This is a genomic window from Neisseria sp., assembly GCF_041804105.1.
GTDB lineage: Bacteria > Pseudomonadota > Gammaproteobacteria > Burkholderiales > Neisseriaceae > Neisseria.
In genome coordinates, this window is sequence record NZ_JBHCJY010000108.1 from 1 (window position 1) to 18,308 (window position 18,308).

Annotated in this window: 15 protein-coding genes; 4 read left to right on the plus strand and 11 right to left on the minus strand. The window is 56.4% G+C overall.

What is annotated here, in order from left to right:
- Positions 1–2,205 (minus strand): Rne/Rng family ribonuclease (locus tag ACEYDX_RS09625; RefSeq protein ID WP_373741808.1); only part of this gene is annotated, 2,205 nt, incomplete at its 3' end.
- A 533-nt stretch (positions 2,206–2,738) separates the two neighbouring features.
- On the opposite strand from ACEYDX_RS09625, the gene ACEYDX_RS09630 reads away from it, so the two are divergent.
- From ACEYDX_RS09630 to ACEYDX_RS09640, 3 genes are all read left to right on the plus strand, one after another.
- Complete coding sequence (locus ACEYDX_RS09630) at positions 2,739–3,728, plus strand: RluA family pseudouridine synthase (protein ID WP_373741809.1); 990 nt, start codon at positions 2,739–2,741, stop codon at positions 3,726–3,728.
- A 213-nt stretch (positions 3,729–3,941) separates the two neighbouring features.
- Positions 3,942–5,039, plus strand: coding sequence for a hypothetical protein (locus tag ACEYDX_RS09635; RefSeq protein ID WP_373741810.1), 1,098 nt, complete (start codon positions 3,942–3,944; stop codon positions 5,037–5,039).
- 319 nt (positions 5,040–5,358) lie between these two features.
- On the plus strand, positions 5,359–6,432 hold the full coding sequence (locus tag ACEYDX_RS09640) for an NADP-dependent oxidoreductase (RefSeq protein WP_373741811.1): 1,074 nt from the start codon (positions 5,359–5,361) through the stop codon (positions 6,430–6,432).
- Positions 6,433–6,957: 525 nt separating this feature from the next.
- On the opposite strand, the gene ACEYDX_RS09645 is transcribed toward ACEYDX_RS09640, so the two are convergent.
- The 6 genes from ACEYDX_RS09645 to pobA form a co-directional block, all read right to left on the minus strand.
- Positions 6,958–7,944 (minus strand): aldo/keto reductase, encoded by a 987-nt coding sequence (locus ACEYDX_RS09645; protein ID WP_373741812.1) that lies wholly within the window; start codon positions 7,942–7,944, stop codon positions 6,958–6,960.
- A 415-nt stretch (positions 7,945–8,359) separates the two neighbouring features.
- Positions 8,360–9,316 carry a Gfo/Idh/MocA family oxidoreductase gene (locus ACEYDX_RS09650; protein WP_373741813.1) on the minus strand — a complete coding sequence of 319 codons (957 nt, stop codon included), beginning with the start codon at positions 9,314–9,316 and terminating at the stop codon, positions 8,360–8,362.
- A 75-nt stretch (positions 9,317–9,391) separates the two neighbouring features.
- On the minus strand, positions 9,392–10,246 hold the full coding sequence (locus ACEYDX_RS09655) for a class III extradiol dioxygenase subunit beta (RefSeq protein ID WP_373741814.1): 855 nt from the start codon (positions 10,244–10,246) through the stop codon (positions 9,392–9,394).
- Between the two features lie 242 nt (positions 10,247–10,488).
- Entirely contained in the window at positions 10,489–10,887 is a 399-nt protein-coding gene (gene ligA / locus ACEYDX_RS09660; RefSeq protein WP_373741815.1) for a protocatechuate 4,5-dioxygenase subunit alpha, read from the minus strand.
- Positions 10,888–11,235: 348 nt separating this feature from the next.
- Positions 11,236–12,255, minus strand: a complete 1,020-nt coding sequence (locus ACEYDX_RS09665; RefSeq protein WP_373741816.1) for an amidohydrolase family protein — start codon at positions 12,253–12,255, stop codon at positions 11,236–11,238.
- A 93-nt stretch (positions 12,256–12,348) separates the two neighbouring features.
- Positions 12,349–13,518, minus strand: coding sequence for a 4-hydroxybenzoate 3-monooxygenase (gene pobA / locus ACEYDX_RS09670; RefSeq protein ID WP_373741817.1), 1,170 nt, complete (start codon positions 13,516–13,518; stop codon positions 12,349–12,351).
- Positions 13,519–13,756: 238 nt separating this feature from the next.
- On the opposite strand from pobA, the gene ACEYDX_RS09675 reads away from it, so the two are divergent.
- Entirely contained in the window at positions 13,757–13,972 is a 216-nt protein-coding gene (locus ACEYDX_RS09675; protein ID WP_373741818.1) for a hypothetical protein, read from the plus strand.
- A 72-nt stretch (positions 13,973–14,044) separates the two neighbouring features.
- On the opposite strand, the gene ligK is transcribed toward ACEYDX_RS09675, so the two are convergent.
- From ligK to ACEYDX_RS09695, 4 genes are all read right to left on the minus strand, one after another.
- Positions 14,045–14,743, minus strand: coding sequence for a 4-carboxy-4-hydroxy-2-oxoadipate aldolase/oxaloacetate decarboxylase (gene ligK, locus ACEYDX_RS09680; RefSeq protein ID WP_373741819.1), 699 nt, complete (start codon positions 14,741–14,743; stop codon positions 14,045–14,047).
- Between the two features lie 2 nt (positions 14,744–14,745).
- The gene (locus ACEYDX_RS09685) at positions 14,746–15,777 is read right to left on the minus strand and encodes an amidohydrolase family protein (protein WP_373741820.1); all 1,032 of its coding nucleotides are present in this window, start codon (positions 15,775–15,777) and stop codon (positions 14,746–14,748) included.
- Positions 15,778–16,215: 438 nt separating this feature from the next.
- Positions 16,216–17,538: an MFS transporter gene (locus tag ACEYDX_RS09690; protein ID WP_373741821.1), complete on the minus strand. Its 1,323-nt coding sequence runs from the start codon at positions 17,536–17,538 to the stop codon at positions 16,216–16,218.
- A 506-nt stretch (positions 17,539–18,044) separates the two neighbouring features.
- Positions 18,045–18,185 (minus strand): hypothetical protein, encoded by a 141-nt coding sequence (locus ACEYDX_RS09695; RefSeq protein WP_373741822.1) that lies wholly within the window; start codon positions 18,183–18,185, stop codon positions 18,045–18,047.
- Between the last annotated feature and the right edge of the window lie 123 nt (positions 18,186–18,308).

The following is an 18,308-nucleotide window of genomic DNA, read 5'->3' on the forward strand; positions in this document are numbered from 1 at the left end:
GCTTGGGCGGCCGTCTGTAACTTCCGCATCCTGTCCGGCAGGCTGTTCCGCAACATCCTGCAACGGCTTATCCGCTTCGGATACGGCCGCGGCGGCGGCCGTCAAACCCACTGCGGCGGCTGCACCCGCAGCCTCTTTGCCGCGGTTGCGTTCCTGACGGTCGCGGTTGCGTTCGCGCTGTCTGCCGCCACGGTTTTCGTTTTGAACGTTGTCCGCTGCGGTTTCTGCCGCATCGCTGCCGACGTTTTCGGCGGCTTCGTCCGCACGGTTTTTCAGACGGCCTTCTTGCTGGCGGTTGCGCTCGCGTCGGCGGTTTTGGCCGCCGTTACGTTCCTGACGTTCTGCCTTGCCGCCTTCGCCGTTTTCGCGTTCGGACGTTTTGGCTCCGTCGCGGCTTTCTTCGCGCCCTGACTGACGGCTGCGCTGCGGGTTCGGACGGCGGTCGCGCGGACGGCGGTTTTCGCCGCTGCTCTGAACCGCAGGCTTTTCAGGCTCGGCGGGTGTTTCGGCTTCATGGTGGAACAGTCCGCCGAACCACGATTTCAGCCGTTCGCCCCACGATTTATGCTCTTCGGCCACACGGAACACCGGTGCGGGCGCAGGCTGGGTATGGCGCACACCTTTGACTGCGGGTTCTGGACGGGGGGCTTTGGCGCGCTCGCTGTTGAACGGCAGGGTTTCTTCGCCTTCTTCAGGTTCTTCGACGCGTTTGTAGCTCGGTTCGGCTTCGTCGTCCACATCGTCGATGCGCACGCGGGTGATTTCGTAATGCGGATTTTCCATGCGGTTGTTCGGAATCAGCAATACGGACACATCGAGCCGTTCTTCGATGTTGAAGATTTCGGCGCGTTTTTCGTTGAGCAGGAAGGTGGCCACGTCCACCGGCACTTGGGCATGAACCTCGCCGGTGTTGTCCTTCATCGCTTCTTCCTGAATGATGCGCAACACATGCAGCGCGGTCGATTCGATGCCGCGGATGACGCCGGTACCGGCGCAGCGCGGACAGGCCACATGGCTGCTTTCGCCGAGCGCGGGCTTCAGGCGTTGGCGCGAAAGTTCGAGCAGGCCGAAGCGGGAAAGTTTGCCCATCTGCACGCGGGCGCGGTCTTTTTTGAGCGCGTCGCGCAATACGGTTTCGACATCGCGCTGGTGCTTGGCGTTTTCCATGTCGATGAAGTCGATGACAATCAGGCCGCCCAAGTCGCGCAGGCGCATTTGGCGGGCCACTTCTTCGGCCGCTTCCATATTGGTTTTGAAGGCGGTGTCTTCGATGTCCGCACCGCGCGTGGCGCGTGCGGAGTTTACATCAATGGAAACAAGGGCTTCGGTATGGTCAATCACAATCGCGCCGCCGCTCGGCAGGCTGACGCTGCGCGAAAACGCACTTTCGATTTGGTGTTCGATTTGAAAACGGGAAAACAGCGGCGTGTGGTCTTGGTAGAGTTTCAGACGGCCTACGTTGTTCGGCATCACATAGCTCATGAACTCGGAAATCTGTTCGTGAACTTCTTGATTGTCCACCAGAATTTCGCCGATGTCGGGGCGGTAGTAGTCGCGGATGGCGCGGATGAGCAGCGAGCTTTCCATAAACAGCAGGTAGGGTTCCTGATGCGCGTCGCCCGCTTCTTCAATGGCGCGCCACAGTTGCAGCAGGTAGTTGAAATCCCACTGCAATTCTTCGACGCTGCGGCCGATGCCGGCGGTACGGGCAATCAGGCTCATGCCGCGCGGCACGTCAAGCTGCGCCATTGCGTCTTTGAGTTCCTGACGCTCTTCGCCTTCGATACGGCGCGACACGCCGCCGCCGCGCGGGTTGTTGGGCATCAGGACGAGATAACGCCCCGCCAGGCTGATGAAGGTGGTGAGCGCCGCGCCTTTGTTGCCGCGTTCGTCTTTTTCCACCTGCACGATGACCTGCATGCCCTCTTTGAGCACGTCTTGAATGCGGGCGCGGCCGCCTTCGTAGTCTTGGAAATAGGAACGGGAAACTTCTTTGAACGGGAGAAAGCCGTGGCGGTCGGTTCCGTAATCGACGAAACAGGCTTCCAACGACGGTTCGATGCGGGTGATGACACCCTTGTAGATATTGCCTTTGCGCTGTTCTTTACCCAGCGTTTCGATGTCCAAATCCAGCAGGGTTTGGCCGTCGACAATCGCCACGCGCAGCTCTTCGGCCTGCGTGGCGTTAAACAACATACGTTTCATAACAACCTCGTTTCTGCACCCACGAGGCGTAACCAGTTTTTAAATCTTGCGCGCGACCAAAGATGCAGGCCGTCTGAAACGCGGGAGACGCCGTTGTCCGGACTCTGCGTGACAACGGTAAAAGCCTCCCGAACGGCGTGTGGCGCGCTGCCGGGTCGAGAAGGGATAAAGAACAGTAAAATCTATAAAGAACAATAAGATATGAAATAAAAAAACATATCTGCGGTTTCGTTCAAACCGCCAAAAAACAGCCGTCTTCTTCAATAACCGTCCGGCACGGCGTTTACATCCCCGCCCGAGCTGCGTCAACAACGTCTCACGCTCTGCGGAACACACCTGCCGGAAAAGTTTAAACTTGATTACGTCTTCCCCCGCCTGGCTTGCGGCGGAGCAAGGAAATTCTTATGAGTGCTTTTTTCAGATAAAATATTCAAAAAACCACATTTCAGACGGCCTGCTTCTTTTCCGGCATCACGGCCATCGGGCCGCAAAAACCTTTTGTAATGCCGTCTGAAAAGGTAAACGGATTATAGATGAAAACCCTGACAATAAGCAAAGATTCGGCAAATCTGGTAACGGTTTCCGAACACGAAGCAGGCCAGCGACTCGACAATTTCCTCGTCAAAACCTTAAAAGGCGTTCCCAAAAGCCACATTTGGCGCATCATCCGCGCGGGCGAAGTGCGCATCAACAAAAAACGCGCCAAGGCCGACAGCCGCATTGCCCAAGGCGACGAAATCCGCATCCCGCCCGTGCGTACCGCCGAAAGGCAAAGGCCGTCTGAAAACCCCACCGCGCCCGCGCGCGAATTTGAAACCGTGTATGAAGACGACGCGCTGCTGGTCATCAACAAACCGTCGGGTGTCGCGGTACACGGCGGCAGTGGCGTGAGTTTCGGCGTGATTGAGCAAATCCGCCGCGCCCGTCCCGAAGCCAAGTATCTGGAACTCGTCCACCGCCTCGACAAGGACACCAGTGGCCTGCTCATGATTGCCAAAAAACGCAGCGCACTGGTAAAGCTGCACGAAGCCATCCGCAACGACCACCCGAAAAAAATCTACCTTGCGCTGGGGGTAGGCCGTCTGAACAACGACCGTTTCCACGTCAAATTACCGCTCTTCAAATACACCGGCGCACAAGGCGAAAAAATGGTGCGCGTGAGCGAAGACGGCCAATCGGCACACACGATTTTCCGCGTGTTGGGCAGGTTTTCAGACGGCCTTTTGCACCAAGTCGGCCTGTCTGCGCTGACGCTGGTCGAAGCCACGCTCAAAACCGGCCGCACCCACCAAATCCGCGTACACATGCAGTCGCAAAACTGCCCGATTGCGGGCGACGAACGCTACGGCGACTATCAGGCCAACCGCCGTTTGCACAAACTCGGCCTGAAACGGATGTTTCTCCACGCCGCCGAGCTGCATCTGAACCATCCGCTCACGGGCGAACCGCTGCACCTGAAAGCCGAACTGCCGCAGGAATTGGCGCAGTTTGTTTTGATGCTGGAAAACGGCAGCCCTGCCTGAACAGGCCGTCTGAAACAGCAAAAACAGCGATTACGCCTTGCCCAAATCATTCCAACAACATAAAATTAAGTCATTTTCTGTACCGAGTAAGGCAGGCAGCATCCGGACACAGCACGAAAGAGCGCCGGCCGAACTTAACCCAGGCCGTCTGAAATCCGTTCCAAACGCTTTCAGACGGCCTCATATCATCTCCGATAACCGGGAAACATACTCATGATGAAATGGCTGAAAATTTTTTTCGCCGTACTGATCGCATTATGGCTGATCTCCAAACTGGCTTGGCACTTCAAACCCGAATGGTTTCTCGCCGACGGGGTCAAACCGGAAGACGTACAGGCCGAATCGCCGCCCAATCCGCTGGCTCAATCGCTGAACAATGCCCTTGTGGCAGGGAAAAGCGTGATGGATGTTCAGGCATACGAACGCGAATATGCCGACACGGGTACGCTGCCGCTGGACTTTCCGCGCATCGAAAGCGAAAACGATTATGTGTCGGCCGACCTCAAAATCGGTTTTCTGGTCGGGAAAGGCCACTTTCTGCACGCCAACGAAACGGAAAACGGCCGACGCGTATCGGTGGCCTACCATTTCCACCAAAACGATGTACTGGAAGTATCGGTGACGCAGACAGAAGGAGCAGAACGCCTGATCGCCGTTTACCGCTATCTCGACGGCAAACCGTTCAGCGCGCAAAACACCCTGCTGCGTCCGGACGGTGCGGACAACTACACCGCCGTTGCCGTCCGCACCGACATCTGGCAGGCCGACGGTTCGCTGTGGCGCAGCGTCGGCGACCGCTCGAATGCCCTGCCCTCCGCCGCCGATGCTTACAGAACAGCACTTCAACGGCAGCAGTCGGCCGCCAAAGCCAAACACAGACAGAAGCGCATCCGCTCGACGCAGCAACAGGCCAATCAAGCCGCCGCCAACCGCAGCAACTACGTCCAACTCAACGATTTGGCCGCCGTAATGCCCGCAGGCATGAAGCACAACAGCCTGGTGGTCGGCTACGATGCGCAGGGTCTGCCCGAAAAAATCTATTACAGCTATGACAACGGCCGCAAACGGCAAAGCTTTGAATACTATCTGGACAACGGCCAAGTGTACAAAGCCCGTTCTTCTACCGTTGCCCTTGCCGCCGACGGCGTAACCGCCGACACTTCCGCCGACCACCGCGAACAGAATTGGACGCTGGAAAACGGACAAATCATTCACGAAAAATTCGGTTCCAACGGCCTGCCGCCCGACCAGCCGCTACAACTGGACAAACTGCAAACGGAAACGGCACGGTTGGCCGCTGCCGTTCGTTAAACCGGAAAGGCCGTCTGAAAACCGTTTTTCAGACGGCCTTTCCCTCCGACTTACGTCTGCAATGCTGCTGTTTGAAATAATTTTACAATTACACAAAAAGAAATAATTAAATCATTTCAATAAAATTTATCTCCCAAAAGGAAATTATCTGCCATTTAAAACCGCAATCAACCGCTCATCCCTGATTAACATCATCTTTGTTCAAATAAAACATTAAATAAATCAAGTAATTATAAACAAAATGCCAAACAAACCGCGGTGTTTTGCAATACAATAACGGCCTTGTGTAAAAATGTTCATGCTGGGAGAAGCATACAGAATGCAGTCCGAAACACTGCCCTACACCATGAAGGCGATGCAGATCGAGCGTTACGGCAAACATTGTCCGGTGCAGGAAAACACCGTGCCGCTGCCTGTGCTGGGCCGCACCGACGTGTTGGTGGAAATCCGCGCTGCGTCGGTCAACCCCATCGACCTGAAAATCCGCAACGGCGGTCTGAAAAGCCTGCTCAAATATACGATGCCGCTGACTTTGGGCAGCGACTTTGCCGGCGTGGTGGTGGCGGTGGGCAGGGGCGTGCGCCGCTTTAAGGTTGGCGACGAGGTGTACGGTTGCGCCGAAAGAGCGCGTATCGGTTCGTTTGCCGAATACATCGCCGCCAACGAGAAAACGCTGGCGTTCAAACCGCGCAATCTGAATTTTGCCGAAGCGGCTTCGATTCCGCTGGTCGGCCTGACCGTGTGGCAGATTTTCCGCGACATCGGCCTGCGTCCGAACCAGAAAGTGCTGATTCATGCGGGCGCAGGCGGCATCGGTTCGTTTGCCGTCCAGCTTGCCAACCACATCGGTGCCTATACTGCCGCCACCGCCAGCGGCGACAGCCGTTATCTGGTTCACAGTTTGGGCGCCGACCGCGTCATCGACTATAAAACCGAGCCGTTCCAAACGCTGCTGAGCAATTACGATGCTGTGCTCGACACGATAGGCGGCGACACGCTCAAGCATTCTTTTCTGGTACTCAAACCGGGCGGCACGGTGGTTTCCATCGCATCCATGCCCACCGCCGCCGCTGCCGCGCAATGGGGAGCCGGACTGGCAAAACAGGGGCTGTTTTCCCTGTGTTCCCTGCCGATGCGGTTGCGCGCCCGCCGTCTGCACACCCACTACACCTTCCACTTCGTTCAACCGCACGGCGCGGATTTGCAGCGGATTACCGACTTAATCGAAGCCGAGCGTATCCGCCCCGTTATCGACCACGTGTTTCCGTTTGCCGAAACGCAAAACGCACTTGAATACGCGGCACTCGGGCGGACGAAGGGAAAAGTGGTGGTTGCGGTAAAGGAAGGTGCGGATGAAGGCGGGATGGCCGCGCTGGAAGAATATGCCGCCTGAAAAATGGCTGAACGGGTATTTGACTGACAGATGAATCGGTTTGCCGCACCGGATTCAGACGGCCTTACTGCCCTGCCGACACCGACTGTCGGCGTTTTTACCTTTCCGTTCCGCAAACACTGTCTGCCCGTCCCGACTTTCGATTACTTTCCCTGAATATGCCGCCCAAGCTGAAGGCCGTCTGAAAACTATTTTCAGACGGCCTCGGTATCTTTGGACATCCGAATCCGACCTGCTAATGCTTCATGCCTTGACGCATCCGATAAACATCATCTGCCGTCATTCCCGTGCAGGCGGGAATCCATGGTAAACGGCAAGAAACGTTTTTTATTCAGGCATTTCAGAAAGCCGATGGATTCCCGCCTGCGCGGGAATGACGGTGCCTTTTCGTATTAAGGCCGTCTGAAAACTGTTTTCAGACGGCCTGTTTTTTTCGATAAACCCTGCTCAAACATATTTTCCGCAAGTTGCACTCTTCCGAACGGGACGGCAGGCTGCGGCTTGCTGCGGCAAGGGTTATCCGACTCAGAATTCTTCCGTATCAATCTCTGCCTGAGTCGCGGCGGGATAACGCGCGCCGGCAACGCTGCCCTGATGAATCAACTCGCCCGCTTGTTGCAGGATGGCGGCATCGATTTCCAGTTCGGCAGCGGCAAAGTTTTCGGCCAGGTGCTGCGGCGAAGTGGTGCCGGGAATCGGCAGGATATGGCCGGATTGCGCCAACAGCCATGCCAAACCCAATTGGGCGGCGGTGCAGCCCGCCTGCGCCGCCAAGCCTTGCAGCGCGTCGAGCAGGCGCAGGTTGGCAGGGTAGTTTTCGGGGGAAAAACGCGGCATGGGGCGGCGGATGTCTTTTTCTTCCAACGCCGAAATGTCGCGCAAACCGCCCAAGAAGCCGCGTGCGACGGGGCTGAAGGCAACGAATGCCGCACCCAGTTCGCGGGTTTTCTGCAAAACGGCGATTTCGGGGTTGCGCGTCCACAGGGAATATTCGGTCTGTACGGCGGCAATCGGGTGGACGGCATGGGCTTTTTCCAGCGTGGCGGCGGATACTTCCGACAGGCCGATCGCACGGATTTTGCCCTGCTCGACCAGCCGCGACAATGCGCCGACGCTCTCTTCGACAGGCACGTTTTTGTCCCAGCGGTGCAGGTAATAGAGATCGATAACGTCGGTTTGCAGGCGTTGCAGCGATGCTTCGGCCTGCTGCATCAGGGTTTCGGGGCGGCCGTCGATTACGCGTTTGCCGTCCACGCCGCCCATGCCGCATTTGCTGGCGAGCAGGATGCTGCTGCGGTGGGGCTTGAGGGTTTTGCCGACCAGGGTTTCGTTGGCACCGAAGCCGTAGAGCGTGGCGGTGTCGAAATGGTCGTAGCCCAAATCGACGGCTTTGAGCAGCAGCGCGGCGGCTTCGTTTTCAGACGGCGGCGTGCCGTAGGCATGGCTGAGGTTCATGCAGCCGAGGCCGACGGGATGGACGGCTTTGCCGGCAAGAAGGCGGGTGTTCGGCATGGGGTTTCCTTTTTTGAACGGGTTGTGTTTTCGGCTATGGCGGGACGGGGGCGGGTTGTCGGTCGGATTTCCGTCATTTCTGCAATGTCGGGCATCCGGTTTTGAATGTGAACAATCCGGTTGATTCATCCGTTTGTGAAGATGAACCATGGATTCCCGCCTGCGCGGGAATGACGGCATGGAAACCACGGCTGGTGCAACCGACGCATTATCCACACAGCCTTTCTTATTTGAAGTTTCTGCTTTTCAGACGGCCTGATAACCGCGCAGGCCGTCTGAAAAACATTCGGCGGAATTGCGGCGTAACGGCATCCGTACGGACATTGCCGACCTCGGAATCTTTGCGGCAACTCCGCACGAATCCGAACCGCGGAAATGCCGTCTGAAAAAGGTTTTCAGACGGCATGGAAAGGGTTTACGCTTCCAACTGTTTTTCCAACTCGCCCAACACCTTATAGCAGTCGATCACGCTCTCGACGCTGGCGTTCGGCTGGCGGCCTTCGCGGATGGCGGCGAAGAATTCGCGGTCTTGCAGTTCGATGCCGTTCATGGATACGGCCACTTTGCTCACGTCCACCGGCTCTTCTTTGCCGTTGACCAAGTCGTCGTAGCGGGCGATGTAGGTACCGTTGTCGCAGATGTAGCGGAAGAACGTGCCCAAGGGGCCGTCGTTGTTGAACGACAGCGACAGCGTGCAAATCGCGCCGTTTTCAGCCTGAAGCTGGATGGACATGTCCATCGCGATGCCCAAAACGGGATGCTTCGGCCCTTGAATCGCGTTGGCTTTCACCACTTTGCTGCCGGTTTGGTATTGGAACAGGTCGACCGTGTGCGCGGCGTGGTGCCACAGCAGATGATCCGTCCACGAACGCGGTTCGCCTTTGGCGTTGGTGTTGGTGCGGCGGAAAAAGTAGGTTTGCACGTCCATCTGCTGAATGTTCAGTTCGCCGGCTTGGATTTTGTTGTGCACCCATTGATGGCTGGGATTGAAGCGGCGGGTGTGGCCGACCATCGCCACCAGGCCGGCTTCTTTCTGTACGCGCAGCACTTCTTCGGCATCCGCCCAAGAGTCGGCCAGCGGAATTTCCACCTGAACGTGTTTGCCTGCGCGCAGGCATTGCAGCGTCTGCTCCGCGTGCATCTGCGTGGGCGTGCACAAAATCACGGCATCGACTTCGGGCATGGACAGGGCATCGGCCAATTCGGTGGTCACGAAACCGATGCCGTATTTGTCGGCCACGGCTTGGGTTTTTTCCAAATCGCGGCCGATGAGGGCGACGACTTCGACATCGGGAATGTTTTTGATGCCGTCAAGGTGTTTTTCGCCGAATGCGCCGGCTCCGGCCAATGCGACTTTGATGGTTTTGCTCATGGATATTCCTTTGTTTGGATGTTGGATGGGAAACGGGGTTTCAGACGGCCTTACCCTCAAAAATGCCGTAAAACCTTATTTCTTCGGTGCTTCCAAAATCAGATGGCCGACGGCGGTGTTCGATGCGGGCACGTGGTAGAAGCGGTGTTTCACCACCGGTTCTTCGCCTTCTTCGCACATGGCGGCGCGGGCGATGAGCCACATCACGAGTTCGATGCCTTCCGAACCGGCTTCGCGAACATATTCGACATGCGGTTTTTTCGCCAGTTCTTTCGGGTCGGCAATCAGGTCGTCCAAGAATCGGTTGTCCCATTCTTTGTTAATCAAACCGGCACGCGGGCCTTGGAGCTGGTGGCTCATGCCGCCCGTGCCCCAGATGTGGACGTTCAAATCTTCGTCGTAGCTTTCCACGGCCTTGCGGATGGCGCGGCCCAAATCGTAGCAGCGTTGGCCGCTCGGCACGGGGTATTGCACCACATTCACATGCAGCGGAATCACTTTCACCGGCCACGGGTCGGCATCGCCGAACATCAGCGTCATCGGCACGGTCAGGCCGTGGTCGACTTCCATTTCGTAGCACAGGGTCAAATCGAAGCCCTGTTCGATGACGGCATGCGCCAGATGGGACGCGAATTTTTGATCGCCGACCACGGGCGGCACGGGACGCGGCCCCCAGCCTTCGTCGCTGGGTTGGAAAACGTGGTTCATGCCCAGCGCGAAGGTGGGAATCAGGTCGAAACCGAAGTTGTTGGTGTGGTCGTTGTACACGAGGATCACCACGTCGGGGCGGTTGTCTTTCTGCCATTGCTTGCTGTAATCGTAGCCTGCGAACACGGGTTTCCAGTAGTCTTCGCCGGTTTTTTTCAAATCCCATGCCACGCCGACGGCGGGAACGTGTGAGGTATAAACGCTTGCGGTGATTTTTGCCATGATTTCTCCTTTTCAGACGGCCTGTGCGTCTGTGCGGGTGGTTTTGAATAAGGTTTCAGACGGCCTGAGCGGTTCGGTTTGACGGAATTGCAAACCGCTTTGGCTTAGGTTGGGGCAACCGTTCCCACTCTTGCGGGAGTGGGCGTGATGCCGTCTGAATTCGGTTTTCGAACGGTAGGATTCTTCCCTTTGCCGACTTCACAGGGAAACCCGCAGAAGCGGCAATGCCGTTGGAAACCGCGTTATTTCTTGTCTTCCTGCTCGTGCAGATAGCGGTTGCCCTCAATGCTGCGGCCGCCGTTGACCATCATGTCGCGGTATTCCTGCTCGCTCATGCCGGTCATGCTGCCCGCCATCTGCTGGAAGGTCAGGCCGTCGGTCGCACCGATTTTGGCGAGCACGTAGATATTACCGCCCAAATCCATCAGGCGGTTCAAATCGCGTGCAACCACCGCGTCTTTCTGCTCCTCGGTCATCGGCCATTCGTCCATATACGCGCGCTGGTCGGCTTTGAAACGCTCGCGGTTTTCCGCCTTCATCAGCGACATGCAGAACTGGTTGAGATGGTAGCCCTGGCTGGCGCGTTCGGAATCGAAAATGCGGGTGCCGGGGATGTCTTTGTAAGGCTTGTCGAGTGCCATTTTGCTTGCTCCTCTGGGGTTGGGGTGTTGTTTGTCGGGTTTTCAGACGGCCTGATTGCGGATGAAGGCCGTCTGAAAAAGATGTGCCGTATCGGGACGGGACGGAATTGCGGCTGTACCGTTTTCAGACGGCCTGAGAGTCTTGCAAAACCAGACTTAAACCGAGAATCCTATGCCCGTCATTAGCTGCGCAAGTCCGCTACGCTTCCCCCGCGCAGGCGGGAATCCAGACTTATCGGCTTCAGAAACATATAGATTACATAAGGTTAACGTTCTGGATTCCCGCCTACGCGGGAATGACGAATTACATGTTTCTGAAAATCTACGAGTTTTACAGCGGTCTCGGCCTTACGCCTCCTCCGGCCAATACAGCCGCATCGGGTTGTCCACCAGAATTTTCCGCCGTTCCGCTTCCGTGGGTGCGACGTGCGCCAGCCAGTCCACCAGCAGGCCGTCGTCGGGCATGTGGTCTTTCAGATTCGGATGCGGCCAGTCGGTGCCGAACAGTACGCGGTCGGGGAATTCCTGCATCAAACGGCGTGCGAAGGGAACGACGTCGGTGTAGGCGTTCTGTTCGCCGTCAAGCGCGGCGGGGCCGGTGTTGCTCAAGCGTTCGGGGCAGGAAAGTTTGCTCCAGAAATTCGGGTTTTCGCGCATCAGTTTGACGAACAACTCGAAATCGCCGCCGTGGGCAGGCTGCGAAACGTCAGGTCTGCCCATGTGGTCGACAACGACGGTGGTCGGCAGCGACGTGAAAAAGTCGTAATACTCGGCCAAGTCCGCCGCTTCAAAGTAAATCACGATGTGCCAGCCCAAGGGCGCGATTTTCTCGGCGATGGTGCGCAGGGTATCGACGGGCGCGGTATCGACCAGGCGTTTCACGAAATTGAAACGCACGCCGCGCACGCCTGCCGCGTGCAGCCGCTGTAATTCTTCTTCGGTAACGTCGGCCTTAACCGTCGCCACGCCGCGCGCCTTGTTGCCGGCGGTTTCCAGCGCATCAACCAAAGCGCGGTTGTCCGCACCGTGGCAGGTGGCCTGCACAATCACGTTGCGCTCGAAGCCGAGCAAATCGCGCAGGGCAAAGAGTTTGTCTTTGCCTGCGTCGCACGGCGTGTATTTGCGCTCGGGCGCGTAGGGGAACACGTCGCCCGGGCCGAACACATGGCAATGCGCATCCACCGCACCTTGCGGCAGTTGCAGTTTCGGTTTGGACGGGTTGGGGTGGAAATCCAGCCAGCCCGGTGTTTTTTCAAATGCGCTCATGAAGTTTCCTTTTCGGGAGAGGCCGTCTGAAAAATGTTGGGGTTCAGACGGCCTTAATATTGGTTTGGATACAGCAATGTTAATCTTTTGTTGGGTTTTCAACCCAACCTACCTTTTTCGGTTTCAGACGGCCTTGGAAGGTAGGTTGGGTCAAGACCCAACATTTGGCTGTTTTCGGGTTCAGACGGCCTTACGTTAATAAGGCAAACCAACGTAGTTTTCCGCCAGCGTTTTGGCGGCGTTTTCGGTCAGGTTCAGTTGGTTGAACTCGGCTTCCTGCATCTTACGCTCGAAATCGTCGCTGTCGGGGAAGGTGTGCAGCAGCTTGGTCATATACCATGAAAAACGCTCCGCCGCCCAGACGCGTTTGAGGCAGCGTTCGGAATAGCCGTCGATGCCCGCGCTGCTTTGGTTATGGTAGAAATCGGCGAACGCGTCGACCAGGCATTGTACGTCGCCCGCAGCCAGGTTCAGGCCTTTCGCGCCCGTCGGCGGCACGATGTGCGCCGCGTCGCCTGCCAAAAATAAGGATTGGTAGCGCATCGGTTCGCTCACGAAGCTGCGCAGCGGGGCGATGCTTTTTTCCAAGCTCGGGCCGGTAATCAGGCGTTCGGCGGCTTCGGGAGAGAGACGGTTTTTCAGCTCCGCCCAAAAGCGTTCGTCGGGCCAGTCTTCCACTTTGTCGGTGAGCGGCACTTGCAGGTAGTAGCGGCTGCGCGTGGTCGAACGCTGGCTGCACAGGGCGAAGCCGTTTTCGTGTTTGACGTAAATCAGTTCGTCGGACACAGGCGGCGTGTCGGACAGCAAACCCAGCCAGCCGAAGGGGTAAACGCGTTCGTAGGTTTTCAACACGCCTTCGGGAATGCTGCGGCGCGATACGCCGTGGAAACCGTCGCAGCCTGCGATGAAGCGGCAGTCGATGCGGCAGGTTTCGCCGTCTTTGCGGTAGGTAACGTAGGGCGCGTCGGTGTCGATGTCGTGCAGGGCAACGTCTTCCGCACCGTAAACGGTGATGCCGCCCGTGGCCGCGCGCGCGTCCATCAGGTCGCGGGTCACTTCGGTTTGGCCGTACACCACCACGCTTTTGCCGATTTCCTTTTGAAAATCCACGCGGCGGCGTTTGCGGTCGAACACCAGCTCCACGCCGTCGTGAACCAAACCTTCGCGGTGCATCCGTTCCGCCGCGCCCGCTTTTTCCAGCCCTTGAACGGTGGTCTGCTCGAGCACGCCCGCGCGGATGCGGCCGAGTACATATTCGCCGCTTTGGCGTTCGAGAATAATGTTGTCGATGCCCTGCTTATGGAGCAGTTGGCCGAGCAGCAAACCCGACGGGCCTGCGCCGATGATGGCGACTTGGGTTTTCATGGTTTTCTCCTTTTTATTTATAGTATGGAAATATGGTTTTTATATGGTTTTTATTGTGTACGGTAAAATTGTTTTATTACAGACAGCCTTATGGGTTTTAAACTTTAGTTGGGGTTGGTTAAAACCAGCAAAGTAGTTATCTTCAAGAAAGTATTGGATTTTCCCCGATCTAAAGGTTACTGCAACAAGCTAACAGCCTGTTCATCAAAGTTCAGTAAATTAATAGAGAGATAATATTATGAATTCACCTAGAAAATATTCCGTAGAGCTTGCTTCAAAAGAGTTGGGTTTCTTAATTAGGGCAGTCGAATTTCAAATTTCCTATTTTGAATTAAGAATGGCTGATCCGGATATTCATGAGGATGATTATGCTGATGTTGGTAACGATTTGATGTTATTGAAAAACATCCTTGCTCATCTGCGCGAAGAAGAACAAACTCAAAACCAAAATTAATCAACATATCTTTTTAATTTATGTTCCCTTTCAGACGGCCTTAGCATTTTAAGGCCGTCTGAATTTTTCACCTCAATCAATATACTTCAAACCCGCTTTTTCCAGCCCTTCGCGCATTTTGTAGTAATCCAAACCGAGCGTGCCGTCGGCGAAGATTTGGCGTTTGTCGGCTTCGTTGGCTTCGCGTGCTTCGGCTTTGTCGGCCACTTCCATGGCGATTGCGGCGGGTACGACGACCACGCCGTCGATGTCGGCCACAATCACGTCGCCCGGGTTCACCAGCGCGCCGGCGCAGACGACGGGAACGTTCACCGAACCCAATGTCGCTTTAATCGTGCCTTTGGCGTGGATGGCTTTGGAGAAAACGGGGAAACCCATTTCGGTGAGGTCGGCCACGTCGCGCACGCCACCGTCGATAATCAGGCCTTTTGCGCCGCGCGCTTTATAGGAGGTGGCGAGCAGGTCGCCGAAAAAGCCGTCGCTGTTTTCGGTGGTGCAGGCGGCCACGACGACATCGCCGGGTTGGATTTGTTCGGCGGCGACAAACATCATCCAGTTGTCGCCCGGCTGCAAGAGCGCGGTAACGGCGGTGGCGCAGATTTTGGCCTGCGGGAAAATCGGGCGCATATAGGGTTTCATCAGGCCGGTGCGCCCCATCGCTTCGTGGATGGTGGCCACGCCGAAGCGCGAGAGTTTTTCGACGGCGGCGGGGTCGGCGCGTTTGATGTTGCGTTTGACGATGCCTAATTGGTTGGGCTTGAGGTCGCTCATGGTTACAGTCCTTTCGCTTTCAGGCGGGCATCCAACCGCGGGAACACGCGGCGGGCATTGCCTTCGTAGATTTGGTGTTTTTCTTCGACGGAAATATTTGCTGCTTCGATGTAGCGTTTGGTGTCGTCGAAATAGAAGCCCGTGCGCGGGTCGATATCGCGCACCGCGCCGATCATTTCCGATGCGAACAGGATGTTTTTGTTCGGCACGACATCCAGCAGCAAATCAATGCCGGGTTGGTGGTACACGCAGGTGTCGAAGAAAATGTTGTTCAGCAGGTGCTCTTCCAATTCGGGCTTTTTCAACACCATCGCCAGGCCGCGGAAGCGTCCCCAGTGGTAGGGAACCGCACCGCCGCCGTGCGGAATCAGGAAGCGCAGGGTCGGGAAGTCTTTGAACAGGTCGCCCTGCAAAAGCTGCATAAACGCGGTGGTGTCGGCGTTGAGATAGTGCGCACCGGTGGTGTGGAAGCAGTTGTTGCACGAAGTGGAAACGTGAATCATGGCCGGAATGTCGTATTCCACCATTTTTTCGTAAATCGGATACCAGTATTTGTCGGTCAGCGGCGGCGAAGTCCAATGGCCGCCCGACGGGTCGGGGTTCAGGTTGATGCCGACGTTGCCGTATTCGTTGACGCAGCGTTCCAGCTCGGCGATGCAGGTTTCCACCGAAACGCCCGGGCTTTGCGGCAGCATGGCGACAGGCACGAAATTGTCGGGGAAGAGTTGCGAGACGCGGTAGCACAGTTCGTTGCAAATCGCCGCCCAAGCGGACGACACTTCAAAATCGCCGATGTGGTGCGCCATAAAGCTGGCGCGCGGGGAAAACAGCGTCATGTCCGCACCGCGCTCTTTCATCAGGCGCAGCTGGTTTTTTTCGATGGTTTCGCGCAATTCGTCGTCGCTGATTTTGAGTTCGGACGCTTTGGGCATCTGCGACGGGTTGCCGATGGCGGCGATTTGCCTGTTGCGCCACGCTTCAAGCGATGGCGGCGCGGTGGTGTAGTGGCCGTGGCAGTCGATGATGAGGCTCATGGGGTCTCCTTTGGGATGTTTTCGGGGGGTTCAGACGGCATTCGGCAAAACGGTATTAAGGCCGTCTGAAAAAAGCGCGAGCGGTCGGGCTTCTTTCATCTGTTCCCTCCCATGCAGGAGAGGGCAAAAAGGTTGTTTCGCAGCAACGTTGTTTTTCAGTCTCAAACGTTCAGCCTTTTCCCATGGAAAAGGGAACGTGTTTACAACGGCTTAAAATTTTCAGACGGCCTCACAGCACGCAGACCGAGACCTTTGCAAAATCTGAAAGTATTCAAAAATCTCTAATCCGTCATTCCCGCGCAGGCGGGAATCCAGACCTGTCGGATTCAGGAATATTTAAGAATTACAGCAAGTTAAAATTCTGGATTCCCGCCTGCGCGGGAATGACGGACATAGATTTTATTGTGCAAAAGTCTCAGGCCGTCTGAAAAAACGGCATTAATTGTCGCCGTAGATTTTCTGTTTCAACAGCAGACACACGCTCAGAATCAGCGACGGAACGGCCAGAATCACGAAAATGGTGATGAAATCCAGCTTCCACGCAATCAACTGGCCGGTCAGGAACGTGCCCGCAATCGCACCGAAGCGGCCGATGCCCAGCATCCACGACACGCCGGTCGAGCGGCATTCGGCGGGGTAGAACTTCGCCGCCAGCGCAGGCAGCGACGTTTGCGCGGTGTTCTGCATCACGCCGGCAAACAGCACCACGGCAATCAGCATGCCCAAGCCCTGCCCCAACGCCCAGCCGATGCAGGCCACGGAAACGGCGGTCAGGAAAGAAAGCAGCGCAATCAGTTTGTTGCCGTTGAAACGGTCCATCAGGTAGCCGCTGGCAATCGCGCCCAAGCCGCCGAGTGCGAACAGGCCGGAAATGCGCGGCCCCAGTTCGGGCGGCATATTCGCTTCTTTAAACAGCACGGGCATCCAGTTAATCATCGCGTAGAAAATAATCAGGCCGGTAAAGTAGCTGAGCCACAGCAGAATCGAACCGAAACGGAAATGGCTGCCCAACACCATCGCCATCGGGTTTTCGCTGCTGTGGGTGATTTTGCTCTGATCCACCACGAATTCCGCGCCGTCCAAATCCGCATTCGGGTTGATGCGCTTCAGGATTCTGCGGATTTGCTCCGCAGGCTTTTTCTTCACGGCCAGATACGACACCGAACGCGGCAGCAGAAAAACCATCAGCACGCCCAACACCAAAGGCAGCAGGCCGCACCACATCAGCGCCGTCTGCCAGCCGTAGGCCGGAATCAGCCACGACGCGAAAAAGCCGCCCGCCGCCGCGCCCACGGGAAAACCGCAGTACATCGTGTTCACAATCATCGCGCGCTTGTGGTCGGGGCAATATTCCGTGAGCAGCGTTACCGCATTGGGCATCGCCGCGCCCAGCCCCAAACCCGTGATGAAGCGCAGCACCGCCATCTGCGTCAGGTCCTGCGCCCATGCCGAAGCCACGCAGAATCCGGAAAACAGAATCACCGAAGCGGTCAGCACGATTTTGCGGCCGAACTTATCCGCCAGCGGCCCCGACACCACCGCACCGATGGCCAGACCGAACAAGGCCGCGCTCAACACGGGCGCGAGTTCCTTCTTTTCGATGCCCCAGTCGTCGAGCAGGCTCGGCGCAATGTAGCCGATGGCGGCCGTGTCCATACCGTCGAAAAAGGCAACGAGAAAACAGATGACGAAAATCATCCATTGGTAGGGAGAAAAGCGGTTTTCATTGAGAAACTGCTGGATATTGACGGTGCGGCTCATGATGAAGTCCTTTGTAAGGAAGGGTATTGTTATGGTTTTGCGCCATATTAGGAGATAAAAAACGCGCGGATAAAGCACCGCTGCGTACTAGGAGTTATAACGAAAGCGTATAAAAGCACGAAAAACTACGCATAGCAACATTCTGCAAGGCAAAAGGCCGTCTGAAAAGTTTTCAGACGGCCTTTTGCCTGCCCATGGAAATCCGGACAACGCCCCGCAGCACAAGTCGTTTTGCCGCAACCCGCCCGTTTGCAGACGGAAAACGTAATGCCGCCGCCGTTCAGACGGCCTGCACAACCGCAGCGGGCCACGGCCTCCGTAAAAAACAAAACGCCTGCTTACACGCCGTCTGAAACAGGAAAAATGCCAACTGCCGTCATTCCTGCACAGGCAGGAATCCATGCGGACGGAAACGCAGATACGGCTACCCCACCGTCATTCTTGCGCAGGCGGGAATCCATGTTTGATTTTCCGAAACACATTTTAAAACAGGATATTGCCTGACTTTAACCGCAGATTCCCGCCTGCACGGGAATGACGGCGAACGGGGTTTCAGACGGCCTGCCCGCGTAACCGCCCGCCCTCCAAAGGCCGTCTGAAAAATAGGCTGTGTTTGGATTTGTGTTGATACTTTGGTTTTTCGTCATTCCCGCGCAGGCGGGAATCCATGTTTGATTTTCCGAAACACATTTTAAAACAGGATATTGCCTGACTTTAACCGCAGATTCCCGCCTGCACGGGAATGACGGCGAACGGGGTTTCAGACGGCC